Below are 26,098 nucleotides of genomic sequence, written 5' to 3'. Positions count from 1 at the left end.
GTGCCATCACATTCATTATCAAAATCTAAACGTAATAGAGCGTAAATAATTTATGTGTCTAGGCTCATTTCTGGACAACTGTGAGTTACATTGGGAAGTGTTCATTTTCATATGATTCAACTAATGAAATCCATTTTTCAAGCTCAGAACCTTCAGCAGTATTAGGTATTGCATCAAACAATCCTTCAATTTTCTTTAAAGCTGCACGATACTCATCATCAGAACTCAGAGGCATCTCTTCGCAATAAGTAATAATCTCATTTCCGCCAGAAGGAGAATCAAGCCATGCAGCTAAATCATCAGCTATTGGTGCCGTTGAGTCACATTTTGAGAGCAATATATTGAGTTTAGTATTCTTCATTATCAATTCTTATCTTTCAATCATCACCGTTACAGTAGCCACTCTGTAGTATGACTAAAATTGGGTCTAATCTATCCTGACACACTTTGGGGCATAAATAATCCCCCCTAGGCTCATTTCTGGACAGAAATGTGTCAGTAATTTCGCTAAATAAACAATCTATGAATTATTACAGATATGTTAAAGTCAGTTGACTGCGTGTACGGTATTAATGCTGAAGATCATCCAATTTCTATGGCTTTTTGTCAGTTTGGTTCTACTTTTCATTATTTTACAAACTGCCCTTTTTTTTATTCAATTACTTGAGTTTTGATGTATATATCTCCATATTGTCTTTGATTCATTACATCATCAAGGGACCAGTGATCAATGACTATTCAAAGCCATTTCGACAAATTCAATAAGAAAATCTACCTAACCAGCTACTCAGAAGGATATAAGAAGGCAAAGGAAAAGGATAATAGCATTTTCGAGGACATCAAAACCGCTTTCAAAGAAGCTGGCTATCCTGTAATCGACTCATTCATGCAAGGGTCATTTGCGGTAAACACTGCCATCAACAGTCTGGATGGTGATTTTGACATAGATCGCGGAATCGTCATTGATGCACAGAAAGCACCTGAAGATCCAGTTGCTCCGAAGAAAGTAATCAAAGAAGTTCTAGATAAGCGTAACTTCAAGAATTCGAGAATTAAAAATCCCTGCGTCACAGCTGATTACACATCGATCAACCTGCATATCGACTATACAGTATACAAAAAAGAGACCTCCTTCTTTGGTGATGATAACTACTACTTAGCTGTAGGTAAAAATGGTTCATGTGATGATCATAAGGAATGGTCAGAGTCTGATCAAAAAGGACTTATTGAGTGGATCGATAGTGTTGATGACTTTGTTTTTGGGGCTACTGTAAAACGCAAGCAGCTTAAACGTTTGATCAGATACATAAAACGCTGGAGAGATGTTAACTTTAATTCCGAAGGGGTAAGAAAGAAGATCTTCTCCATTGGCCTAACCGTCATGCTAAAAGAGCAATATCGCCCTAACCCACTGTCAGCCGAGGTGGATGACGATCTTCAAGCGTTAAAAAGCGCGGTTGATGCAATTCTCGATGCTGACTACATTTCATCTCCATGGGGAACAAACGATTACCGCGTTTATGTCAGGTTACCCAAAAAGCCTAATCGAGATATTTTCCAACACAAAGTGGAAGGTGGACAAGCCGATGGTAGTGACTTAAATGTTGGTACCCAATTGCGAAACAAGCTACTCAAGCTTCAGGAGGAACTTCAAAAAGCATTGGACGAGACGGACGAAGTAAAACCGTGTGAAATATTGAATAAGCTTTTTGGTGACGATTTCGAGGTACCCAAGCAAGAAAAGCAATCATCATCCAAAGTTGCTTCATCATTCATGTCAGCGGGAGTCGCCTCCCTCAGCACGGCAGGAGCTTCCGGTACGTCACAAGGAGCATAATGTGGACTACGCATCGGTTCTAGAATATTTCCTCGATAGTGATTACGAAGTTGAGCCCTCTAGCTACTTGGATCTAGATACTCTTTCAGTCAGCGTAGAAATTGATGGCCTCCTTGTCAGTTTGGTGCATTTCTGTGTTAATGAATTACAGCAGTTACCGCACTTTTTTCTTAAGGACCCTGCATCTTTCGGGGTCTTGGCACACGTTCTGATAACTCAAAATTTTGGAGGACTTGGTTCAATTTGTGTGAATAACTTGGACTCAGTATCAGTCAACTTTGAAAGGCCGGAACTGGCCTTTGAGGAATCCATAAGGCGGCATGTTGAATTGCTACGCTCACTCATTACAGACTCCGAATTTAACCAGAGTGAGTTGCTTAGGGAATTCAGCACAAATTGGTACTCGAACACTAAGAGCATGATGAGTAAATCGCCAAAGAAACTTTACTGCACGTCATGCGCAGCCAATTTTACTCAACTGGATATTTACAAACCTATTTCACCAGATAGCGTTATGAGCATTCCCGCATCTTTCACTGCCATGCCAATTGAAGGGAATGATCAAAATGTGGCGTGCTTTTTCAAGATAGGTTCACGGCAGCAGCAAAAAGATGCCACTGGCTGTATTCTTCCGCTGCAATCCATAGACCCAGTAATTCCTCACAATGCTGACGGATTGAAGACATGGCTACTTGACGCCCTCCAAAGGCTCCCTCATGAAATAAAAATCAGGGTAGACAAGGAATTGTTTCCTATCAGAGCCAAAGAGTTCTGGCTAGTGTTGAACATGGCAACACCATCAGGCAAAACTTGGGTTGGGGTAAAGCTCAGTTTGGATAAGAAGCGGGCATTTCCCCTTACCTTTGAAAAAATTAGGTCATGGAAGATCGAGCCGATCTTCGTTGAGGTCTTCAACAAAGAGCTAATGTTGCCACGTAGTGGTGCCAACCCATCTCTTGAAAACAAGAAAGTATTGCTGATTGGCTGTGGTTCGGTAGGAAGTGAAATAGCACATAAGCTGGGATCAGCAGGAATTGGCCGTATAGATATTGTTGATCCGGACAAATTTAGTACGTCCAACTTGTATCGACATACCCTCAACGGTAACATGACAGACTGGCCGAAGGCTCTTGCTGTAGCCTTTCAGTTGCAAGAAAAGTTTCCATGGCTGAAAGTTAATAGTTACTACAATTCTTTACTCGATTACAGAAAAAGCGATATTTTAAGTGCTTATGATCTCGTCGTCATAGCCATAGGCGCACCAACTCATGAACGCCTATTCCACGATTATCTCGTGAAGTCAGGTGTTAAAGTCCCTGTAATTTATAATTGGCTTGAAGGCTACGGAATCGGAGGACATGCAGTTCTAGATATTCCGGGTCAACCGGGGTGTTTGCGATGTGCGTATGTTGAGCCGAATACTGGAATTCGCGGCCTAGCATCCAACCTCAATTTCATAGAACCCAACCAGAATGTAGTTAAAAACTACGCTGGCTGTGGTGAGATGTTTATACCGTATGGCGCAATCAGCTCCACACAAACAGCGCTTATCGCAGTAGATCTGGCTGTCGGATATCTGGAAGGGAAGTTGACTGAGTCAACGAAAGTTAGCTGGAAAGGCGATAGCGTAGATGCAAAGCACGAAGGACTTAATCTGACTCCAAGATATCAAATTTTCACATCCTCTCTAAAGAAGCATCCTTTACGGCATCCTTTGTGCGATGTATGCCAGCCAAAGGAGTTCATCACTTATCAAAGCAAATGTGGAAAGCGCCTTTATCTGCCTCAGACTCTTCACCAAAAATTGTGTACCTACCGACAGCAAGAACCAGAATCTGTGGAGTCAGCTGGACTTCTAATCGGGTACTACAACCAGAAAGATGAAGTTTTGATAGATACCTTTACTACTCCAAAAGCATCGGACCACAGAACCCGGACTACATTCAAGTTGGAGTCACATTCTCATCAGGCTGAAATTGAAAAAGCCTATACCATATCAGATCAGTTACTGGGCTATGTAGGAACCTGGCACACTCACCCCGAAAATATACCGCACCCTTCAAACCCTGATAAAACTGACTGGCGAACTCATGAAGAGGACAACCACGATCGTCCACTATTTTTTATTGTAGTAGGCATTAAGACAACGTCAGTCTACACCTTAGAAAAAGGGAATGTCATCGAACTATCGATCGTTCCTAAATAGCACAGTTAACTATGTGGAAACGCATTAAATTACTGTTCTATATCGTATGATGAACATCAACTTTGACAGTGGATGTGATGTTAACCATCAATAATAATTAATTAGAAAAATATCAAGGAAAGTGAATGGGTAATAAAGTCGATCAGTTTTGTAATCAGGCATCTAGCTCTCCAATTGATTCGCTGGATAATTTTAATCATTTTATCACAAACCTAAAAAAGCTAGTAAATTGGGATGATGTGGGAATTCTTACTGATAACGATGATAAAAATACCATCATTTTACTCAGCTTTAATGGAGAAGTAATTGCTACATTAAGATTGTGTTTGGAGCCTCATGAAAGCGTAAAGAGTTTGATGGTGTTACTACCTGATAGCAAAGAACATGTTACTTACAGAAATATTCAAGGTTATCAAATAAATAGTGATGATCTGTTGACGCTTTGCACAATAAGTAGAATATGGGTTCAAGCCGCCAAGCAAGGAGCAGAGTTTCAAATTAATGAACTTGGAAATTTATTCTCACGGTTCGAAGATGAACGGAAAATAAAAGGCAGAGGGAAAGACTTTACTGAAGCTACTAAAAATATTGTTTGGAGAGAAAGCTATGGTCGTTGTATGTTCACCGGGTGTGGTGAAAAAATAGACTACGATTCAGTTTCCGGTACGACTGGTAACTATGCTTATTTAGCCCATAACGTAGCGTCTTCTGAACAAGGTGCCAGAGGAATTACAGAACTATCCAATAAACTTTCAAACGATCCTAACAATATTTTACTTCTTTGTGACAAACATCACCGACTTATAGATAAAGTAGCAGCGAGTGACTATACCGCGCCAATGCTATCTGTAATGAAAAAAGAATTTAGTATTGTTGCTAATAGCTTACTTGATGGCCTTAAATACCAGCCAATTCCTGTTTACGCAGTGCTGTGGCCAGTAAACTCCCAAACGATTTCATCACCATCCTATCTTCAGATAGCCGGTAGCTTATCCAGAATTAAACGCAGAATGCACGAACAGATAAACATTTTGAGCGACAACGAAGACTTACTAATTAACTCTCCAGATGTACTTTGGCAATTGATGCCTAATGTAATTCAAAGTGCAGCGGACAAGATCATTCAACAAACAAAGGGTTTGATTTCAATGCTGCTTTATTTGGCTTCGGTCCAACATCTGCACTTATTGGGTTAGGAGCTAAGCTTGGTAATAAAAATGATGTTACTCCTATGCTACGTTTTAGGGAAAGTGGGAATTGGTCTTGGCCTAATGATGTTGCCGTAGGGAGTTTTTATGATATTGAAGGCCTAGACGATTTAAAAGAAAATGCTCATGTCATCATAAACATCGCCTTAACTGCCGAGCCCAAAAGTCTCATTGAAGCTTCAAAAGCTATCGGTGCTAAAAAAAATGCTCAGGTCATTACTATAAGAGCCAAAAAAGCATATATGGGTAACGGTGCAATTTCACACCCTGAAGATGGAAAAGCTTTGACTGTCGAACTCCAGTCTATTTTTCACAAACTAAAATCAGAGTGTTGTGTTCAAACAGTACACTTATTTACTTGCGTATCAAACGCAGCCGCTGTTTTCATTGGTCAGGCTTATGACAATCATCATCCAGAAGTTATCATTTATGATTTTGATAGCAGTACGATGGTACCAAGACTGCAATTGAAGAATGAGAACCATAAATGCCAAGTATCAACTGCTCAATAGTAAATGTTGTACATGGGAGTAGTCACATCTAAGTTTTGGGCTGATTATAGATGTGAATAAAGTTGTCTCTAAATATGGCAATTAACATTAGTGAGGTAAGGCTTAACCTAGCTAGGCAGAATGCAGCTGAGCATATGCTCTAAATGATAATGGGGCAGAAATGTGTTAACCCTAACCGTTGCTCCGCAAAAAATTCAAAAATAATATAAATGCACAGTAATGACGTTTAAGCGTTATATGTAACGCTCTCATATAATGAGTTTTAATGCCAAAATTTGTGTGGAAAAAAAATTCTCTAACTAACGTGTTCAAAACCATAACTTGATTGTGTTACGTAATCATATAGAAATAACAATCTTATTGAGTTAATTAAAATCTAAAAGTCCCAAAGCTATTGTCTCTTGCTTAAACCGACCAAAGTTATTAATAAGGTTTTTATATGAGGATGATAGATCATGCTCTTTTATCTCGGATGCAGAGTTTTTGGTTTTAGTGTCATGTTCATAACTGGAACTACTAGCAGATGTATCCTTTTCTAAGCTTGAAAGCTCAAGGTCTAGCCCTTTATTTGATGCTTGTGTAACCGGCGTGTCAAAAGAAATGGGTAAATCATTCAAATTTTTATCATATTCTTCGTTCTCTTTCATGTTTTCAAATTTGACGACATCGGCTTCGAACGGAATATCCTCTTTCACCCTGTATGCATATTCCAATAATTTGGGTTCTGCGGGCATATATAATATCGCTTGCTGATTTGCCGATTCCGTCAGCCTTAGAATTCGGCCCAATATTTGTCTGAAATGCATTTCGGTTTTAATGTTGGTCAGGTGGCAACAAATCTGTAGACGTGGAATATTAGTCCCTTCGCTTATCATTCCAACTGAAATAATCCACCTCGTTTGGGAGTGCCTAAAACGTTGAATGATGGTGCTAGAATTACTTTCTTTGTACGTAACGACAACAGCATTTTCTTTAAACCAAGATTTCATCAAAGAAGATATCATGTTTGCATGGCTAACAGACGATGCAACGATTAGCCCTGCACCATCTGGATTTACAAGCCTAATCTTCGATAGTTTTTTATGTGATGCAGTGATTATAAACTTGAGCACTGCCTCATTTTCAATGATCTGTTGATACGAAACATTTGAGTTTGACAATAAATCGCTAAAGCTAGTAAATACCTGTGTGGTATTAGTATCGACAACCGAAATTTTAACATTATCTACAGCAACAATTTGAGGCACTCGACAAACTTTGTCACGAACAGCCTCAGCTAGACCATAGACATAATCACATGCGATTTGGCTGTCAGATTGAATATATTTTGAAAGAACAATAGGTGCGGTGTCAGAGCGCCAAGGAGTGCCTGTTAGAGCTAAAGTAAATTTAGCTTTATCATGGATATTGAGCAAAATCTGCTCACCCCAGGAATTAGCATTTCCAAGGTTTGAGCCAGCACAGTGATGAATTTCATCGAAAATAACGAATATGCGGTTTGATTCGAATAGCTGCCAAAATTGGCCATCAAGAAACTGAAGACTCTGGTATGTTAACGACCGACCTTTTGCTCCCATAAGACCATCAAATCGTTCTCCTGTTTGTGTTTCTAAGCTTTCAGCGAAATCTTGAGCAACAATTGATGAAGGAGAAAAGCATATGATTAAATCTATGAGCTTATTTTTTAAAAGGTAACTCGCTAACGCTGAAGCCATTAGAGTCTTCCCTGCACCTGGTGTAGCAAGCGTTAAAAAATGATTGTATCCATTAGAATAGTTGCTCAATGCTTGGTTAATACAGTGCTCTTGCCAAGGTCTAAGGTTCATGTTCTCTGCCTAATAATGTCTTCAATAGCTTTAATCTTGCCTAGCAGCTTCGTGTTGTTATCTCTTGCCATATGATATTTGGGTTGGATCTCGTCAACTAGTTCAGGCATATCTAAGTAAATATCTTTATAGGCCTCTGACTCTCCGATGCTTTGCAGTAACTCGGCTTTATAGCAAACCAACTTCTCTAATAATTTTTGATGATGACCATCTGTTTTAGTCGCCGCTATTGACTCGAAACTTATGGTTTTTACTTGAAGATTATTAGCATCGAAAAGATTGGTTTTACTAAAGCGAGTTTGGCCTTTAACTTTAGAGATACTCTTCTTCAACCACCCTTTTCTAACAAGCTTTAAGAGCTCGGAATAGATCATTCGCCTCACGTTGCTTGGATCAAGTTTGGGATCTTTTTTTAATGCTAGAAATGCAGACCTAACATCACTCGTAGTGAAATTGTCAAAATTTCCAGCTTCAATAACTTGAGCGACAACGGGATCTAACATTGCGACATGACCTAAAATAAACTCAATAATGGGTATTATAGGGCGTGGTGCTTTACACCTCAACATGAAAATCTAAACAATTTACCTGAAGGGAAAATAGGGTGAATGATTTAGTGACTGATTTTGGCAAAATGCTAAGATTAAAACGTAAAAATGCAGGTTATTCTCAAGAAGACTTTGCTACATTGGCTGGTATTGAAAGAGGAAATTACGGGAAAATGGAACGTGGGCTTGTCAATGTCAAATTAGAAACGCTATATAAACTGGCAATCGCACTCGATTGCGAATTTGATGAAATTATGCCACCTAAGTGCAGTTACAAGGTGGAAGTAAGTTAGAGCGGAAGGTGTCAGCGATATTGCTTCATCTTCATGATGTAGGTCATATGACTTCGCTACGAGGATGAAATCGAATGTGCGATGGGTTAGAGCTTCAAAGACTGCTGAGTCTTTATTATTCAAAAGAAGAAGTCATATATGTCTCTTCACTTTTGATATCCTGGAGTAGTTCTGAAGAGGCATTGAGCTGGTTAAACGAACCGATTCCTGCTTTTGGGCACATGACGGCTATAGAAGCATGTGAAAAAGGTTTATCTGAGCATATTCTGACTTACCTGATACAAATCGAAAGCGGTGGTTTTGCATAAAATAATCGAATGTCTCTTTATAAAAAGTAATGCAAAATATCAAGGGATATTGCATTCATTATTTGATCAACCTGAAGTTAAATGTCCGCTCCTAGCACATATATGATTGTCAGATTTGATAAAGTCCTGTTACTCAAATCTGACAAATCTAGTTAAAACTTGTTCAGGCCCCACCAAGTTCATTCGCATATACACTAATATGTGCTATCCAATTAAACTAAGATATTCTTGCTCTGTTAACACTTTTACGCCCTTGTCTTTTGCGGCATTAATCTTTGTTTCACTAACCTTTTCACCAGTTACCAAATAGGTAGTATTGCCTGTTACCGACTTAGCTACTTTGGCTCCAAGTGATTTTGCATGTTTTTCCATGTCACCACGAGAACCTTGCTGCATAGAGCCAGTAAAGACCACAACTGTTCCAGCGATAGGAGAATTTAAACTTTCTCTATCGGACTCCTTAGGTCTAACACTTAAGTTAAAGCCAAGGTTATAAACCTTGAAAAACTCTTCTTTAACGTTTGCTAGGCCTTCGACGATAGCTTCAGCGCTTAGTTGTGCAAATCCATCTATTTTAACCATATTCTCGACTGATACTTCGAAAAGCTCAACTATAGAATGATGCTGAAGCAATTTCTCACAGTTCCCGCCGCCTAATCGACTTACCCCAAAAGCTGAGAGAAAGCGCCAATCTTCTATTTCAATCTCTCGACTGGCTTTCAGTTGATCTACTAAGTTTTGTGACGTTTTATCACCAAAGCCGAACGCTAAAAATTTATGCTTAGGGATTTGATAAATTTCATGTATGTGTTTAATTCCAAAGTTAGTAATTTTTTCTATAACTTTAGGCCCAAAACCATCATTATTGCCTAACGTTTTGAAAAAGTGAATTAAAGTATTTTCGGTTTGGGCGGGGCAATCACTTTTATTTGGACAAATTAAATGATCTGACTCCCATAACAGCTTCGAGCCGCAACTAGGGCAATTATCTGGGAGTTGAACCTCAGACTCCTCAATAACTTTTTCAATTTTTGGGATTACAAGACCACTTCTGACTATTTGAACTATAGCGCCTGAGCCAATTTTTTTGGTTTTAACCATATTATAATGATGAACGGTCACCCTGCTAATTGTTGCACCACTTAATTTTGTAGGAACTAACTCAGCAACAGGAGATATACGACCGGTTCTTGAAGTTTGAGGCGTTACGCTTATCACTTTTACCTCAGCAGAATCTTCATTAACTTTAAAAGCAATTTGCCATCTATGGCTCTTTCTTGTTGCGCCCATATACTCTTTTAAAGCTTCATGAGTTGTTTCAAGAATGACACCATCGATATCAAAATCTACAGCTTTCCACATTTCTTCAACTATTGAATCAAAATTTTCAATGATTTCAGAAAAGTGAGCTGTTTTGTTTTTGATTAAAGCAAATGGATAAAAAACGCATGCACCATCTTTTACTGCTTTCTGAACGTTTTCATCTACTTTTTTTCTGCGATTATAGCTGCTTGTATATTTCTTGAGTTTTCAAAAATATCACTCAATTCGCTATCAAAATAACTCTTCTTAATAACTATTTCGCCAGGGCCTAAACCCCGAATGCCATTTTCAGCAACTTTCAGCCCTCTATCAAATGCCCTTGTGATATCTTGGCCTCTATAACCATCGCCTCTTGTATATAGCTTCTCACCATCATCAAAGGCTGCGTAACCGTCAAGTTTCGGTGTTACTCTTAACTCAATATCTTTTTCTGAAACATTAATTTCTTGAGCTGCTTTCAAGATCCTTTTCAACCACTTTTCTATTTCTTCTTTTGAATAAGCTTTTTCTGTTGAAAGCATCCTTTTTGGTAATTCTACTGTTTTGGCTTCTGCCAGAACTTCAGGTTCAACTTGATTAAGGTATGGGTGAAGGTGATTTATACTTCTTAGCATAGAAATATATAAATCATATTGTTCATCTGTTATGACTTGAGAACCTGCTCTATAAAGAGCGTTTGATGCTTTTAAGACTTGTACTAATTCATCTGAATCTAAGTTAGATTTACTAAAAAGACTAATCAACTCATTTGAGTTAATTTCTTTATCTAGTTTTTTAAGAACGTCTACTTGCTCATTTGTAAAATTAATTTCTGACATTCCAACCTCTACTTAATGAGCCACTATAGAGCTATGTGTCATTTCTCTATTTGATAAATAATTCAGGATATGTGTGGGAGTGACACTTACGTCTCCGGCACGTCTAATAATCACAGTATCGCCAATTTTCACCCCAAGACGGGCGATTTCATCGGCATTATGTAATGTGGCATTAGACACGGTAACACCACCAACAAAAACAGGCTGTAATCGAGCAACAGGAGTAATTGCACCAGTACGGCCCACCTGAAAATCAACTGCCTCTAATACTGTCATTTCTTCCTGAGCAGGAAATTTATAGGCGATTGCCCAACGTGGCGCTTTAGCCACAAAACCTAAACCAAGCTGTTGCTGAATAGCATTAACTTTAATCACCACCCCATCGATTTCATAGGCAAGTGCGCTTCTGCGGGTTAAAATATCCTGGTAATAGGCATAAACTTTATCTAAATCATCACACACTTTTACTTCAGCACTAACAGGCAAGCCCCAAACTTTAAGTTGCATTAACTGACCAAAATGGCTTTGTGCCATAGGCAGTGATTCACCCTCAACCACACCCAAAGCGTAAGCATAAAACCCAAGCGCCCGTGAAGCAGTAATTTTACTATCAAGCTGGCGTAAACTGCCGGCGGCGGCATTGCGGGGATTAACAAAAACTTTTTCATCTTTCGCCATTTGACGTTGATTTAAAGCATCAAAGGCGGCTTTGGGCATAAACACTTCACCGCGCACCTCAACTAATTCAGGGTAACCTTCACCCCGCAGTTTTAATGGGATTGACTTAATGGTGCGCACGTTGTCAGTAATATCTTCACCAACAGCGCCATCACCGCGGGTTGCTGCGCGTTCAAGTACGCCATAACGATAGGTAATTGATACCGCTAAACCATCTAATTTGGGCTCACACACATACTCTAGCTGCCCGACCTTATCTGTAATACGCTTGTTAAATGCTTCAAAGTCGGCTTGTTCAAACGCATTATCTAAACTTAGCATAGGTTTTAAATGGGTGATCTGATCAAACTTTGCTAACGCTAAACCACCCACTCGCTGGCTGGGTGATTCAGAAGATTTAAACTGTGGGAAGTCTCGCTCAAGTTGAATTAAACGCTGCATTAAGCGGTCGTATTCAGCATCAGGAATAGTAGGTGCGTCATCTACATAGTAATTGATATTATGTTGATTTAAGGCTTGAGATAATTGAGCGATTTCAGTTTGAATTTCTTGCATGATATTAATCCGTAATACAATAAATAAGGCCGCATTAGCGGCCTTATAATACTAATAAACAAAAAATATTCGATATTAAGCGGTTGCGATCCGGCGCTTATAATCTTCTTTGGCAGCATCATTCCAAGGCTGACGCTTACCATCTAACAGTTCAGCGTCTAAGTCTTCGGCCAATTGCATGGCGGAATTAAGCATAATGGTGAAGTTCATTTTAGGGTCGCCATAGCAAGGTAATGTCATAAACAACACCACACCTTCGGTAACAAATTGTTCCATATTATCAGGATCAAACACCCCGGGTTTTACCATGTTAGCTAACGAAAACAGCACCTTGCCTGTTCCGGCATTATCAATATGACGGTGAAAAATTTCCATATCACCAAACTTGAAATTTAACGACAACAATGCGGGCAATAACTCAGCACCTTGCAATAATTCACCAGCTTTAGACACAACATGCAATACTAATACATCTGTTGGATCGCCTAGTGGCTGCTCTGGTTTCGAGACGGCAACATCAGTAGCCACTTTTGCAACCGCTGACTGCACTGGTTGACTATCTTGTATATTTTGCTGTTCAGAAAATGACACTTGTTGTTTATCTGGTTTAGTTTGTAACAACTGTTCTTTAGATTCTGCATAAGTCGGCAGCTTTATTTCTTCAAGATTTCTATTTTTAACATCGCGACTTTCAACATCTTCATTAGCCGCATTTAATGGCGCTTGCTTTTTATCAGTTGATGACTGCTGGCTGATTAATGTTTGTTGTTGTGCTTTCTCAGCCGCTTTATATAACCCCATCTCGACAGGTTTATCTTTGTCCTGCGCGGTTTTAAATATAGTGCTGGTTTTATTAAAGGCAGATTTAAGCACAGGAGGTTCAACTTCAGTTGATTTACGCACCCTTATAGGGCCAATACCATCATTATCGAAACCATTTGAATCGCGTCGATCGGCTTGTTCTTTATAGAAGCTTGCCATAGGGCTTTCTTTCATCGACTTGGGTTGCTGTTTTCTAATCGACCAAAAACCGTGCACAAGAACCGCAATAATTGCGATTGCACCTAAAACTAACAACACTAGCTGTAAATCTTCCATTGTATACTTAATTCCTATTTATATTGCGTCAGCAAGCGCTACAGCGGCTTCTATATCTACCGCGACTATACGTGAAACACCCGGTTCATGCATAGTGACACCAATGAGTTGGTCAGCCATTTCCATGGTTATTTTATTGTGGCTGATATAGACAAATTGCACACTTTGCGACATCTCTTGTAGCAAACGACAAAATCGTTCTACGTTAGCGTCGTCCAAAGGTGCATCTACTTCATCCAGCATACAAAAGGGTGCTGGGTTTAATCTAAATATGGCAAATACCAATGATAAAGCGGTTAACGCTTTTTCTCCACCACTAAGTAAGTGGATGGTACTATTCTTTTTACCCGGAGGCTGCGCCATGATGGTCACACCGGTTTCGAGTAAGTCATCATCGGTCAATGCAAGGTATGCTTTTCCACCACCAAAAACCTTAGGGAACAACTGCATTAAGCCATTGTTTACTGAGTCAAAAGTAGCTTTAAATCGTGTTCGCGTTTCTTTATCAATTTTACGAATCGCATCTTCCAATGTCATCAGACCTTGATTTAAATCACTATCCTGACTATCTAAATATTGTTTACGTTCACTTTGGGTATCATATTCCTCAATAGCCGCGAGATTGATGGCACCCAAGCCATTAATCTCGTCACGGACTGTTTCTAATGCTTTTGAACATGCCTTTATATCAAAATCATCATCAATATTGGCTAACGCGTTTTGAAGGTTAATATGCTCTTCCTGCAAAACCTGCAATTGCACATCCGCTTGGCCTTTTATACCCTCACGACGTAACTTTAACGCGCTTATTTTTTGAGTCAAGCTTTGTAGCGTGACAAGCTGTTGTTTTTGCATCATTAGTGATGCATCTAGGCTTTGTTGCAAATCAGCTTGTTGTTGACGGTTATCATTAAGCTTAATCTGATTGCGGTGCTGAATATCAAGCTGTTGCTCTAGCTGTAGCTTAATATTATCCCGCTCAACCTGTTCAAGTGACGCTTGCTTTACCTGACTATGCTGTTCAATATTTACATAACGCTCTGATAGATCAGTTATTTTTTCACCCTGCTGGGTTAACTGCTGACGACTGACGGCCACCTGGGTATTAATTTGTTGCAAGGTCTGGTTGATATTGGCCTTGTTTCTTTCAAGCTCTGCACGCTGGGTTTTCAAGTCGCGTAACTGTACGTTGGTATGCTCAAACTTTTGCTGTGCTTGTTCTAGCCTCAATTGGCACTGATGAGTTTGTGTCTCTAAAGTTTCAACTTGCATTGATAAAGCTTCAGCTTCAATCAATTGTTGTTGCTGAAGCCCCTCGGCCAAGTGTAATTCTTGAACCAATTGCTGCTGGGTAATTTGACGATTATGTTGTTGTTCAACTAATCCCTCATACTTAGATTGTGCTTGGGTTTGTGCCACCAACAGCTGTTGTAACATTTGCTGAGATTGCCCTAATAGGGCATTTACTTGGGCTAACTGAGTAACTTGAGTCGTTTGTAACTGTAATGCAGTAGCACTTTGAGCTTCAAGCTCTACCACGCTTTCAATTAAGCATTGTTGCTCGGTGACTAAGCTGATCACTGATTGATGACTAGACTGCGCGAGTACAAAACCGTGACCAACTAAATAACCTTCTTTTGATACCACAACCGATGAGGCTGATAAACTGGCTATTTTTTCTTTTGCTTCTACAAGTGTCTCAGCAAACACAACCTGCTCTAACCAAGGTGCAAGATTAACTGGGCTGGTTAAAGCCATATGTGAAAAAGTATCGCCTAATAGCATAAACCCATTGTTATTATTACTTGTATCGGTCGCCATATTCGCTGCAGTCAGCACTGTGGCCTTACTGATAGATTGTAGCAATACATCTACGGCTTTTTCATAACCAGGGGTAACCTTGATCACTTGCCATAACTGCTGAACATCGACGTCGCCAACTTGGTTATCTAACCACTCATTAATTAATTGCAGCCGCGCCTTGGTGCTGGCGAGTGAATCTTTTATATGATGATAGCCATTTTGTGCCTGTAATAGATTTTGTTCAGCCTCAACTAAATTTAAATCAAGTTGTTGCTTAGCCGATTGCTCCGCCAGTGCTTGCTCATTTAGACTGCTTAATTTAGCTTGCTGCTCTAAAATATCTTGCTCGATATCGGCACGGGCTAGCTGTTGCAATTTTTGCTGTAATAAAGGAATTGTTTGCTCATGCTTATTAAGCAATTGTTGCTGGTGCTCATTTCGTGATTGATACACGGCAAGCTCAGTTTTAACCTGGTTTAACGCATTTGCAGCATCATTAAACTGATGCCTTAAATCATCGCTAGATTCATCAACCTGATGAACTTGTTCATCTATCATCTCGAATTGAATTTTAGCTTCTTCAAACTCAGGCATTAACGCTGACTGTTTATTTAATCCTGCAGCTAACGCTAACTCATATTGTTGTTGCTTGAGTACGGCATCATCAAGACGCTGCTGAATCACTAACAGTTCTTGTTCGCGCTGCGAATCTTGAAGTTGTTGATGTTTCAATTGCTGCTCAAACTTAGCAACTTCATTGCCGGCTTGATAATATTGTTCAACCAGTTTTTGTTCAGTATCTGTTAAGCCGTTAATTTGTTGTTGTAATTGCAGCACTAAATTTTCAGATGATTGCTGACTCGCGGCAAATTCACTTTGTTGGCGTTCAAGCTCATTTAACTGGCTGTGCATTTCTGCCGACTGCTTCGACAAATCTTGGTAGCGTCCGGCTAATAAATTTGTATGCAGCTCACGTTCTTGTGACTTTAACGCTCGATATTGTTTTGCTTCTTGGGCTTGCTGGGCTAAGCGTTCAATTTGATTGCCCAACTCTTGACGAATATCGTTTAACCGTTCAAGATTTTCACGGGTATGGCGAATGCGGTTTTCGGTTTCACGGCGGCGCTCTTTATAACGAGAAATCCCCGCGGCTTCTTCAATAAATACCCGTAACTCTTGTGGCTTAGACTCTATTAGGCGCGAAATGGTGCCTTGTTCAATAATGGCATAGCTGCGCGGCCCAAGACCTGTACCCATAAATAAATCAGTAATATCTTTGCGACGACACTTTTGGCCATTTAAAAAGTAAAATGACTCACTGTCACGGTTAACCTGCCGCTTAACAGAAATTTCTTGATAGCTAGCATATTGCCCTGCTAGTCGACCTTGAATATTTTCAAATATCAGTTCAACACCCGCTACAGAAATAGGCTTTCTGGAGGTGGAACCATTGAAAATGACGTCTGTCATCGAGTCGCCGCGTAGGTTTTTAGCGCTACTTTCGCCCAGCACCCAACGCACAGCATCAATTACGTTAGATTTTCCGCAGCCGTTTGGACCTATAATGGCGGTCAAGGGGTGATCAAAGGGGATTTTTGTTGGGTCTACAAACGACTTAAATCCAGCAAGTTTTATTTGTTTTAATCGCATTAATGCCGGTATAGTTTGGTTAACGTTGCTTCTAGGCTGCTCACTGTAGCAATTGAGGCGCATTTTGTAACGATTTTTTGCTTTTAGATACAGTTTATCGCTTGTTTTCTGTCACATCGATTGTCACACTCCCCCTAAGAAATACTTATCACCCCGTCGAGGAGCCATCAATGGCAGTAACATCTCCTTCAAACCGTAAAAGTGGCATTAACTACTTTTTGGAAGGCTTTGCGCTTATTAAGCAACCCGGATTACGTGCATTCGTGTTTATCCCTTTAATGATAAATCTACTGCTATTTGCTGCGGTCATGTATTTTGCAGTGGGAAAATTAGGCGATTTATTTACCTGGATGAACGGTGAAATACCGGACTATCTTTCATGGTTAAATTTCTTCCTGTGGCCGTTAGCCGTATTAACCATGCTAGTGGTGATGTCGTTTATTTTCAGCTCTGTGATGAACTGGCTAGCGGCACCTTTCAATGGTTTGCTAGCTGAAAAAGTTGAACAGCATTTAACCGGTAAAAATCTTAATACCGGTGGCGCGGTAGATTTAATTAAAGACTTGCCGCGGATAATGGGCCGCGAATGGATTAAGCTGAAATACTATTTACCCCGGGCACTGATTTTTTTAATCTTATTTTGGGTACCTGTTATAGGCCAAACCGCTGCGCCTATTTTTTGGTTTTTATTTACCGCATGGATGATGGCAATACAATATTGTGATTACCCATTTGATAACCATAAAGTGCCCTTTGATGATATGAAATTTGCATTACGAAATACTAAGGGAACCAGTTTTAGCTTCGGGGCATCGGTAACACTATTTTCAATGATCCCAATTGTGAACTTTATTGTTATGCCAGTGGCTATCTGCGGGGCAACATCAATGTGGGTTGACCGTTACCGTGATGCCTATAAAAACCCGTCAGTTGCAGCAGATTAACCATACTTGCTTACAAACAGTAAACCCTTTATGCAGCGATTTCATTAAACAGTTGCAGGCTAAACAGTAGCGAACTTAAATCGCCCCCAACTAAAGCGCTAAGATCGACTCTTGGCGCTTTTTTGTAATGATATCTACATTCACATCGTACAATTTCACCAGCACAAATTTTGTAACATTTTGACAATCTTTTTATAGCATTAAAGGTCGGAATTATTGCGTTTGTTTGCGACAATGCATAAAACAACTAACAATATTCAAGATAACCAGTGAATAACTACTCAAAAACTCTATTAATACTCAGTGGCCTAATCAGCTTTAGCACCTTTGCTGGCAGTAGCGATCAATTTCATGCCACGCTGCCTACACTAAGCGATGACATTATTATTGATGGTGATTTCGATGAGCCTCAATGGCAGCAGGCTGAAGCAGTTGAATTGAAGTTTGAAACATCACCAGCTGAAAACGTTGCTGCACCAGTGGTTACAACCGCCAGAATATTTGCTTCGCAAACCAGTTTATATGTGGCATTTACTGCGCATGATCCTAATCCACAAGCCATTCGTGCCAATTTGCGTGACCGAGACAAGTCTTGGGGTGATGACATGGTGGGTATTAAACTAGATACATTCAATAATGCCCGGTTGGCCTATCAATTTTTTATCAACGCCTACGGTGTTCAAAGTGATTCAATTGAAAACGAGCTCACAGGACAAGAAAGTGATGCTTGGGATGGTATTTGGTACAGCAAAGGTAAAATCACTGAGACAGGCTATCAAGTAGAAGTTCAACTTCCGCTCAGATTATTCAATTTTGATGATTCAAATGCCGTTCAAAACTGGGGCGTGGAATTTATCCGCTTTTACCCTCGACATGAAAATCAGCGTTTTTCAACGCATAAAATAGACCGCAATGTGTCATGTAAATTATGTCAGCTGGGGATTTTACAAGGGTTAGAAGGTGCTAAACAGGGTAAAGACATTCAAATAACGCCGTCACTTGTTGCCAACCAAAATAACCAGCGCAACTTAACCCCTAGTACGCCCTGGGAAGCGGAGTCAGACGTTGAAGCAGGACTGGATTTACGTTGGGGCATAACGCCAACAACACTATTAAATGCAACAATTAACCCCGACTTCTCCCAGGTGGAATCAGATGCAGGTCAATTAGATGTTAACAATACATTTGCGCTGTTTTTCCCCGAAAAACGTGCATTCTTTTTAGATAACAAAGACTACTTTGACAGCCAAATGGAATTGCTTCATACCCGTAATATCAGTTCTCCTGACTACGGTGTAAAACTGACCAGTAAAACCGATGATCATACTATTGGGGTATTAGCTGCAAATGATATCCAGACTCAATTTTTAGTGCCTGGTAATTTAAGCTCAGATATCGCCACCCTTGATCAAGAAAGTTATAACGTAGCAGCGCGATATCGTTACGACCCCAGCAAACAATTATCTATTGGCGGGGTCATGACACTCAAGCAGTCTGATAATTATCACAACTATGTTTATAGTACTGATATGAAATATCAGCCGACAGAACAAGACACCTTTACCGCCCAGTATGCATTTTCACAAACAGAATATCCTGATAACTTTTTTAATCAATTCTGTAAAGGGGATGACTGTACTATTGCTCCAATAGAATGCGATTTAAGTAACTGTGACTATAACGAACGAGTCCTGCGAACGAATAAACAGGACCAATTTAGCGACAATATGTTCAAACTAACCTACCAGCATAATCGTCGCGAATGGTACGCCTCAACACAGTATGAATCTGTGGGTGATGACTTTAGAGCCGATTTAGGCTTTATTGAAAAAGTCGATGCGGCCAAGTTTGTTGCCGGTGGTGGCTATCGCTGGTACCCATCTGAGAACTTTTTTAATAAGATACAATTAGGTGGCGATTGGGATATTACACATACCCAAAAAGGGGAGCTGCTCGAACAAGAAGCTGAAATGTTTGTTGAACTTGAAGGTGGCTATCAAAGCTATATTGCTTCAGGCATCACCCAACGTGAACGTGTAGGCAGACGCCATAATCCATCCAATATCGACATTGACAACAACACCCAAATGTTTGATGAAACTATCGGCTGGTTTTATACCAACTTTGTACCGCTGCAATCAATCAAGCTAGAGTTGGACATCAATTACGGTGATAGCATCGACTTTGCCAACGATCGCTTAGGCACATTAACCATGTTCAACCCCGAAATTGAATGGAAAATGACCGACTCGATTGTGTTAGATTTATCCCACAGATATCAAACGCTTGATGTTGATGGCGGTAGACTGTTTACCGCAAACCTAACCGACATCCGAGTAAACTGGCAAATTACCCTTAATAGCTTTATCCGCCTGTCTAGTGTGTATACAAATATAGAAAGAGACCCAAGCCTGTATATTTATCAACAACCTAATACCAAATATAAAGACCTAGGTAACGAGTTGCTCTATGGCTACAAACTCAACCCACAAAGTGTGTTCTATATCGGTTACTCAGATGCATTTAAAGCCGATGACGAGATTGATTCGTTAACCCAAAATGACAGAACCTACTTTATGAAGGTAAGCTACGCTTGGTTATTGTAACGCGGTAAACAGGCATTGAGCGTGTATTTTTTATGATAAGCAGCTGCTAGGACAAGACACAAAACCAATAAAAGCCGTGAGTATTCACTGACGGCTTTTATTGGTTATTAATGTAATACAGAGTGGTGAAACAATCAGATATTTAAGTGCTTTTGATACAGCTTCACCGTATTGAACATTTAATCTTTAACACTTCTCGAGCACGATACTGCCAATAGAATAGCCAGCCCCAAATGAACATAGTAGACCGAGATCGCCGGTTTTAAAATCGCTATTAAACTTGTTAAAAGCAATAACCGAACCAGCAGAAGCGGTATTAGCAAACTCATCAAGTACTATTGGTGCCGTTGTTTCGTCAACGTCATCACCTAATAATTTTTTAACTACAAACATATTCATGTTGATATTAGCTTGATGTAACCATAAACGTTTAAATTCTTCAGGTTTGATTTGCTCATCTGCAAATTGCTTATCTAAATGCTGATAAATCATTGGCAAAAGCTCTTTAAATACTTTACGTCCTTGTTGATGAAATAACTTATCGGCAGTGCTCGCATTGTCAGGATCACAACGATTCACAAAACCAAAATTGCTGCGAATATTGTTAGAGTAATCTGTCATACAACTTGTCGATAAAATATTGAAAGCATGTTCTGTTTGAGCTAAATCTTGCCTTTCGACCACAACCGCAGTTGCCACATCACCAAAAATAAAATGACTGTCTCGGTCTTTGAAATTACTTTGCGGCGAAGTCAGTTCAGGGTTTATGACTAATACGCGATTTGCAGTACCGCCTTTAATCGCATTAACCGCATTCACTATGGCAAAGGTCGCTGAAGAGCAAGCGACTAGCATGTCATAGGCAAAACCTTTAGTGCCAATAGCTTGTTGAATTTCAATTGCAATTGCAGGATACGCCCGCTGAGTATATGCACAGGCTACAATCACTAAATCGATATCCTCAGCATTCACTTTTGCCTGGGCCAGCGCTTGCTTTGCAGCTGCAATACCCATGCTGGCCTGCAGCGACAGCTCATCAGACGCTTGATCAGCAATCAATGGCATCATTATCTCAGGGTTTAAGATCCCCTCTTTCACCATTACGTATCGATTTTTTATCCCTGATGCTTTCTCGATAAATTCACTAGATGAATATGCCAAGGGCTCAAGTTCATTACTTTCTATTTGCTGAGAGTGTTGTTGATTATGCAAATCGACATAGCTGTTGTAGCTAGCAACTAACTCATCATTAGAAACCGCATAAGGAGGAACAAAAAGACCACTACCTGAAATAACTACTTTTATCATGATGATTACCATTATTAATTTAATTGAGCTAAATGCCTATTATTTGGAATAACAAAAACCATTAAAATCCCAAATGAGGCTATACAGTCACCACAAAAATTGTATCTGTGAAAAAGAATTCATATATTTAGCCGCTTGGCGCCATTTTAGTCCTAACTAGAAAAATAGTCTCACTAATATGTCCAAAATAACTCGATGGTCAGACCATACAGGGGCTAGAGGATATCTCTTTGTATACAAAACGACCGCCAAAACCATACATTTAGCATAACAGTGAACCCTTTTATAACCAAAAGGAATAAAGAATAACAAATATTCACTTCTAAATTCTCCAGTGAAGTTTATGATTAGACAATGCAAAAATAGGAGTAAACATTCATGAGCAAAATTTTCGAAGATAATTCATATACTTTAGGTAATACTCCACTCGTTCGCTTAAATCGCGTCAGTAACGGTAACGTATTAGCCAAAATTGAAGCCCGTAACCCAAGCTTTAGTGTTAAGTGTCGTATTGGCGCTAACATGATTTGGGATGCGGAAAAGAAAGGCACCCTAACTAAAGATGTAGAGCTAGTAGAACCAACATCAGGTAATACAGGTATTGCACTTGCTTATGTTGCCGCAGCTCGTGGTTATAAGTTAACCCTAACTATGCCAAACACAATGAGCCTAGAGCGTCGTAAACTGTTAAAAGCACTCGGTGCTAAAGTGGTATTAACAGAAGGCGCTAAAGGCATGAAAGGCGCAATTGATAAAGCAGAAGAAATTCGTTTATCAGATCCGTCTAAATATTTAGTTTTAGGTCAATTCAGCAACCCTGCTAATCCTGAAATTCATGAGAAAACCACAGGTCCTGAAATTTGGAATGATACTGATGGCCAGGTAGATGTGTTTGTTGCCGGTGTAGGTACTGGTGGCACGATTACAGGTACTAGCCGTTTCTTAAAAGCACAGGGTAAAGAAGTTATTTCTGTTGCTGTAGAGCCAGTAGATTCACCCGTTATCGCTCAAGCTAAAGCGGGTCAACCTATCCAACCTGGACCACATAAAATACAAGGTATCGGTGCGGGTTTCATCCCTGGAAACCTAGACCTTTCATTAGTTGACCGCGTTGAAGCTGTTAGCAATGAAGATGCTATTGAAATGTCATTACGCTTGATGAAAGAAGAAGGCATTTTAGTCGGTATATCTTCTGGTGCAGCGGTTGTAGCGGCTAATCGTATTGCTGCACTGCCAGAATTTGCAGACAAAACAATCGTAGTTATTTTACCATCAGCCGCTGAGCGTTATTTATCATCAGTGTTATTTGCTGGTGAGTTTGGCGAAAGCGAAAACGTACAGTAATTTGTTATTTTCAGACCACTTTAATCAGTGGCTTGTTATTTAATCCAAAAGCCTAGCTCATGCTAGGCTTTTTCTTGTTTCAAATGTTTTAAAAATCAAAAACTAGAACTGGATCAAAATCTTACTTAAATTGCCTTGTTATTATACTAGTCATTTAATTGGCTGCTTTAAATAACAGTACCGATGTCTAATTGGTATTCTGAAAAACATCAGCCTTCTAAAGCTGCTCACCGTATTAACAAGTCATTAAACCACATATATTAATCTATCAATGATATTGATCTTTTTATTTTACAAAGACTATTAGGGGCTTATTCTTTAATGAAATACTCACTAAAACAAATAATGGTGTTTGACGCAGTAGCTAGTTTAGAGAGTGTTAGCGCCGCAGCCCGAAAACTGTCGATGACTCAATCAGCGGTTAGTATGTCACTTGGACAATTAGAAAACCTATTGGACCGCCCCTTATTTATCCGCCAAGGTAATCGCCTCATCCTGAGCCATTGGGGAAATTGGTTACGCCCCAAAGCAAGAAAGCTGCTTCAAGACGCCCAACAAATAGAGTTAGGGCTCTACGAACAGCATCTTATCAGCGGAATATTCCGGTTATGTTCAAGCCAAACAGCAGCTGAACACCTACTTCCAGAACTTATCAGTAAAATTGATACTGACTTCCCAGAGCTTAGAATTGCTCTCACTGTGGAAAATACTGAACATGTAGTAGAAGGCTTACTTAATTATCAATATGACTTTGGCATTATTGAAGGCCGCTATGATGACAGTCGACTCCACCAAGAGCAGTGGTTAAATGACCATTTAGTCGTGGTTGCCTCGCCCCATCATCCTTATGCGCGTAATGAAACCACCAGCGTTTCTCAGCTAGAGCAGGCTAAGTGGGTACTTCGTGAGCAAGGAGCTGGCACACGACGGATTTTTGAAGGTGCAATTCATGGGGTAATTGAAACACTCAACGTATGGAAAGAGTATGAACATGTATCCTTACTAAAGGCGCTGGTTAAAAATGGTCCCTATTTAAGTAGTTTGCCATTCTTAGATGTCGAAAAAGAGGTCTCTAATGGTGATCTTGTCATTCTATCGACACCACAACTTAATATGCATCGTCACCTGTCATTTGTGTGGCGCTGTGATGCGGGAGAGAACCCATTAAGGGACTGTGTGATTACCCAAGCTCGAAAAATGAGTAAACATCGTCAGAACCATAAACTTTATAAATAATGTGAGTTTGTACAAATAATAAATGAGACCTTAGCCCCATTTATTATATTAACCATCGCGCATCTCATAGGGCCCACCCAAAGCCCAGGTTAACAATGTAAAGTTCACAATATAAGATTAACAAGAATAAACAGTCGAGATTTTCGCAGCGATGGCCTCTCTTGAAATGATACCAATTAACTTACCTTGAGCCACTACGGGGAAGCTGCTTGGTTTACTGGCATAGGCATGGCGTAAACGCTCCTCATAGCAGGCAAAAGTACTACCAGTAAATATCCCCATATCATTAACAGGAAATAGTTTATTTCTATCCACGACCATTAATTCAATTAAATCTGTAATGGTGTCATTTGGTGCGACCGTTAGCACTTTTTTTGCATTAAGTCCGCCACTTTATATGATATATCGCGCATATACTCTTGCGACCATAAACTGCGTAATAGATCCTGCTGCGACACAAAGCCAAGAAGCCGCCGCTGACTGTCAATAACGGCGGCCCCGCGCTCACCTTTCTCAGACAAAAGCTTAAGCCCTTCATATACTGATAATTCTGCCGTTAAGGTAAAAGGGGCAGTATTCATGACTTGACTAACAAGTAGTTGTTTAATCAATTTTGGCATAGATATTTCTCCAGAAGACGTTGCGGATAAAATTTGCGGTTCAGTTAATGTTGATAACAAAGAGTTGTGTAAATTTAATGAGTGAGATAATGGCAAAACACAATCAGCTAACGCTGGTGTTGCGGTATGATGCGTTTTTTTATGGGGAGCTGCCCCTTCGATAAGCCAATAACCTAGACCAACTATGACTCCTCCCCCGACAATATTACCCAGCGTCACCGGAATTAAATTATTGACAATAAAATGACTCAAGGTTAAATCACTAAACTGGGCAGCTGTTAAGCCGGCAACAGCAAAATACTCAGCTGAAGCAAAGTGAGTAATCGCAATACCCAGAGGCACCATAAACAAATTAGCAATACTGTGTTCAAAGCCGCTACTAACAAACATCGCCACGGGTAGAATCAATAATAATGCCTTGGTTAGTGCATCTTTCGTCACAAAGGTCATCCAAATTCCTAAGCACACGAGTAGGTTGCACAATACGCCCAGCACAAAAGCTTGCCCCCAACTATGGTGTAATTTATGCTGAGCAATATTTAGTGCATTAACTCCCCAGTCCCCACCGTCTAGCTCATACATTTTTGCAATCATAATTAAAGCAACCATCAGTAGTGCTCCTATTAAGTTGCCAAAATAAACCCTTGCCCAACACACCATTAGCTCCTTAGTGCTAACTAACTTTTGGGCCCAGGCTAGACTAACTAATACCGAGCTGGTAAATAATTCACCACCGCAAATAACGACTAGAATTAGCCCTAAACTGAAAACCAAGCCACCAACTAATCGAGTTTCACCCCATGAGCCAGTTGTTCCAGTGGTGACAGTGATATAAAACACAAAGGCTACTGCGATAAAGATTCCTGCAAAAGTCGATAAGCCTAAAGACTGCCATGCTGATTTGCTGACTTTCTCCATTCCATAGTCTTCTGCTTGCTGATACATATTTGCTTCAATATAACTCGACGTAGTTTGCGCATTATTGGTATTTATATACTCAATAGGCTGATTATGATTTGGGGCCTGCCCCATCAATGCAGCTGAGCTAGACCAAAAGGAGTTCATAAATTGACTCCTTGTTGCCTTAAAAATAATTGAGCTGGATTATTAGACATTTGCCCTCCAATGCTTAGACGGTGTAACTAACTTTGATGACACTTACCGTATCTCGATTGAGAGCAAAATAAAATCTGATAATAATGAATGTATGTATCAATAATATTGATGATCACATTATCAACAACCACAGCCAATATAAGTGTTAGCCATTGTTTTATAAAGATTATTATATTAAACCGGCCTATCCATACATTAATGGCATCATTAATTGACTAAGCTCAAGATATTCTGTCATTCACTAAATTGCTTGTAAGGTAA

Annotated in this window: 16 protein-coding genes and 3 pseudogenes; 10 read left to right on the top strand and 9 right to left on the bottom strand. The window is 39.8% G+C overall.

Annotated features, from left to right (window positions below; translation table 11 throughout):
• Positions 1-85 precede the first annotated feature (85 nt).
• The gene (locus ACRWQL_RS17515; protein WP_123884656.1) at positions 86-361 is read right to left on the bottom strand and encodes a transcriptional regulator; all 276 of its coding nucleotides are present in this window, start codon (positions 359-361) and stop codon (positions 86-88) included.
• Positions 362-730: 369 nt separating this feature from the next.
• Between ACRWQL_RS17515 and ACRWQL_RS17510 the strand changes: the two genes are divergently transcribed.
• The 4 genes from ACRWQL_RS17510 to ACRWQL_RS17495 all read left to right on the top strand — a co-directional run bounded on the left by ACRWQL_RS17510 (position 731) and on the right by ACRWQL_RS17495 (position 5,763).
• A complete protein-coding gene (locus ACRWQL_RS17510) occupies positions 731-1,837 on the top strand; it encodes a nucleotidyltransferase domain-containing protein (RefSeq protein WP_434951346.1) in 1,107 nt (368 codons plus the stop codon).
• A 1-nt stretch (position 1,838) separates the two neighbouring features.
• On the top strand, positions 1,839-4,043 hold the full coding sequence (locus ACRWQL_RS17505; RefSeq protein WP_434951344.1) for a ThiF family adenylyltransferase: 2,205 nt from the start codon (positions 1,839-1,841) through the stop codon (positions 4,041-4,043).
• Positions 4,044-4,168: 125 nt separating this feature from the next.
• Positions 4,169-5,239, top strand: coding sequence for an HNH endonuclease (locus ACRWQL_RS17500; RefSeq protein ID WP_434951342.1), 1,071 nt, complete (start codon positions 4,169-4,171; stop codon positions 5,237-5,239).
• The gene (locus tag ACRWQL_RS17495) at positions 5,230-5,763 is read left to right on the top strand and encodes an SAVED domain-containing protein (RefSeq protein WP_434953416.1); all 534 of its coding nucleotides are present in this window, start codon (positions 5,230-5,232) and stop codon (positions 5,761-5,763) included. The genes ACRWQL_RS17500 and ACRWQL_RS17495 overlap by 10 nt, the downstream gene beginning before the upstream one ends.
• A gap of 365 nt (positions 5,764-6,128) precedes the next feature.
• Here ACRWQL_RS17495 and ACRWQL_RS17490 read toward each other — a convergent pair whose 3' ends face one another.
• Together ACRWQL_RS17490 and ACRWQL_RS17485 are read right to left on the bottom strand one after the other, a co-directional pair.
• Complete coding sequence (locus tag ACRWQL_RS17490; protein WP_434951340.1) at positions 6,129-7,589, bottom strand: DEAD/DEAH box helicase; 1,461 nt, start codon at positions 7,587-7,589, stop codon at positions 6,129-6,131.
• Positions 7,586-8,092 carry a hypothetical protein gene (locus ACRWQL_RS17485; protein ID WP_102037347.1) on the bottom strand — a complete coding sequence of 169 codons (507 nt, stop codon included), beginning with the start codon at positions 8,090-8,092 and terminating at the stop codon, positions 7,586-7,588. Before ACRWQL_RS17485 ends, ACRWQL_RS17490 begins: the two co-directional genes overlap by 4 nt.
• A gap of 101 nt (positions 8,093-8,193) precedes the next feature.
• Here ACRWQL_RS17485 and ACRWQL_RS17480 point away from each other — a divergent pair, with 101 nt between their 5' ends.
• A complete protein-coding gene (locus ACRWQL_RS17480) occupies positions 8,194-8,430 on the top strand; it encodes a helix-turn-helix domain-containing protein (RefSeq protein ID WP_123882985.1) in 237 nt (78 codons plus the stop codon).
• Positions 8,431-8,504: 74 nt separating this feature from the next.
• On the top strand, positions 8,505-8,738 hold the full coding sequence (locus ACRWQL_RS17475; protein WP_434951338.1) for an MbcA/ParS/Xre antitoxin family protein: 234 nt from the start codon (positions 8,505-8,507) through the stop codon (positions 8,736-8,738).
• 204 nt (positions 8,739-8,942) lie between these two features.
• Here ACRWQL_RS17475 and ACRWQL_RS17470 read toward each other — a convergent pair.
• From ACRWQL_RS17470 to smc, 4 genes and pseudogenes are all read right to left on the bottom strand, one after another.
• A pseudogene (locus ACRWQL_RS17470) lies at positions 8,943-10,879 on the bottom strand (BRCT domain-containing protein).
• A gap of 21 nt (positions 10,880-10,900) precedes the next feature.
• Positions 10,901-12,112, bottom strand: a pseudogene (ligA, locus tag ACRWQL_RS17465) (NAD-dependent DNA ligase LigA); the annotation flags it as partial.
• A 75-nt stretch (positions 12,113-12,187) separates the two neighbouring features.
• Positions 12,188-13,210 (bottom strand): cell division protein ZipA, encoded by a 1,023-nt coding sequence (gene zipA / locus ACRWQL_RS17460; RefSeq protein ID WP_434951336.1) that lies wholly within the window; start codon positions 13,208-13,210, stop codon positions 12,188-12,190.
• A gap of 18 nt (positions 13,211-13,228) precedes the next feature.
• Positions 13,229-16,663: a chromosome segregation protein SMC gene (smc, locus tag ACRWQL_RS17455; RefSeq protein ID WP_434953415.1), complete on the bottom strand. Its 3,435-nt coding sequence runs from the start codon at positions 16,661-16,663 to the stop codon at positions 13,229-13,231.
• 170 nt (positions 16,664-16,833) lie between these two features.
• Here smc and cysZ point away from each other — a divergent pair, with 170 nt between their 5' ends.
• Positions 16,834-17,607 (top strand): sulfate transporter CysZ, encoded by a 774-nt coding sequence (cysZ, locus tag ACRWQL_RS17450; RefSeq protein WP_434951334.1) that lies wholly within the window; start codon positions 16,834-16,836, stop codon positions 17,605-17,607.
• Between the two features lie 269 nt (positions 17,608-17,876).
• Positions 17,877-20,213, top strand: coding sequence for a DUF5916 domain-containing protein (locus ACRWQL_RS17445; RefSeq protein ID WP_434951331.1), 2,337 nt, complete (start codon positions 17,877-17,879; stop codon positions 20,211-20,213).
• Positions 20,214-20,399: 186 nt separating this feature from the next.
• Here ACRWQL_RS17445 and ACRWQL_RS17440 read toward each other — a convergent pair whose 3' ends face one another.
• Positions 20,400-21,521, bottom strand: coding sequence for a beta-ketoacyl-ACP synthase III (locus tag ACRWQL_RS17440; RefSeq protein ID WP_434938224.1), 1,122 nt, complete (start codon positions 21,519-21,521; stop codon positions 20,400-20,402).
• A gap of 378 nt (positions 21,522-21,899) precedes the next feature.
• On the opposite strand from ACRWQL_RS17440, the gene cysK reads away from it, so the two are divergent.
• Positions 21,900-22,865, top strand: coding sequence for a cysteine synthase A (gene cysK, locus ACRWQL_RS17435; RefSeq protein ID WP_434926496.1), 966 nt, complete (start codon positions 21,900-21,902; stop codon positions 22,863-22,865).
• 321 nt (positions 22,866-23,186) lie between these two features.
• Positions 23,187-24,101: a LysR substrate-binding domain-containing protein gene (locus tag ACRWQL_RS17430; RefSeq protein WP_434951329.1), complete on the top strand. Its 915-nt coding sequence runs from the start codon at positions 23,187-23,189 to the stop codon at positions 24,099-24,101.
• A 117-nt stretch (positions 24,102-24,218) separates the two neighbouring features.
• Here ACRWQL_RS17430 and focA read toward each other — a convergent pair.
• Positions 24,219-25,753, bottom strand: a pseudogene (gene focA, locus ACRWQL_RS17425) (formate transporter FocA).
• Between the last annotated feature and the right edge of the window lie 345 nt (positions 25,754-26,098).

Source organism: Shewanella sp. HL-SH4 (assembly GCF_051164845.1).
Taxonomy (GTDB): Bacteria; Pseudomonadota; Gammaproteobacteria; order Enterobacterales; family Shewanellaceae; genus Shewanella; species Shewanella glacialimarina.
The sequence above is the reverse complement of the archived record's forward strand: the minus strand, read 5'-3'. Positions and strand labels throughout refer to the sequence as shown.

What these genes read in the sequence shown, in the direction of transcription:
- cysZ (WP_434951334.1), top strand. Translation starts at nt 16,834, where the DNA reads ATGGCAGTAACATCTCCTTCAAACCGTAAAAGTGGCATTAACTACTTT.
- ACRWQL_RS17475 (WP_434951338.1), top strand. Translation starts at nt 8,505, where the DNA reads ATGTGCGATGGGTTAGAGCTTCAAAGACTGCTGAGTCTTTATTATTCA.
- zipA (WP_434951336.1), bottom strand. Translation starts at nt 13,210, where the DNA reads ATGGAAGATTTACAGCTAGTGTTGTTAGTTTTAGGTGCAATCGCAATT.
- ACRWQL_RS17500 (WP_434951342.1), top strand. Translation starts at nt 4,169, where the DNA reads ATGGGTAATAAAGTCGATCAGTTTTGTAATCAGGCATCTAGCTCTCCA.
- ACRWQL_RS17515 (WP_123884656.1), bottom strand. Translation starts at nt 361, where the DNA reads ATGAAGAATACTAAACTCAATATATTGCTCTCAAAATGTGACTCAACG.
- ACRWQL_RS17485 (WP_102037347.1), bottom strand. Translation starts at nt 8,092, where the DNA reads ATGTTAGATCCCGTTGTCGCTCAAGTTATTGAAGCTGGAAATTTTGAC.
- cysK (WP_434926496.1), top strand. Translation starts at nt 21,900, where the DNA reads ATGAGCAAAATTTTCGAAGATAATTCATATACTTTAGGTAATACTCCA.
- ACRWQL_RS17490 (WP_434951340.1), bottom strand. Translation starts at nt 7,589, where the DNA reads ATGAACCTTAGACCTTGGCAAGAGCACTGTATTAACCAAGCATTGAGC.
- ACRWQL_RS17430 (WP_434951329.1), top strand. Translation starts at nt 23,187, where the DNA reads ATGAAATACTCACTAAAACAAATAATGGTGTTTGACGCAGTAGCTAGT.
- ACRWQL_RS17510 (WP_434951346.1), top strand. Translation starts at nt 731, where the DNA reads ATGACTATTCAAAGCCATTTCGACAAATTCAATAAGAAAATCTACCTA.
- ACRWQL_RS17440 (WP_434938224.1), bottom strand. Translation starts at nt 21,521, where the DNA reads ATGATAAAAGTAGTTATTTCAGGTAGTGGTCTTTTTGTTCCTCCTTAT.
- smc (WP_434953415.1), bottom strand. Translation starts at nt 16,663, where the DNA reads ATGCGATTAAAACAAATAAAACTTGCTGGATTTAAGTCGTTTGTAGAC.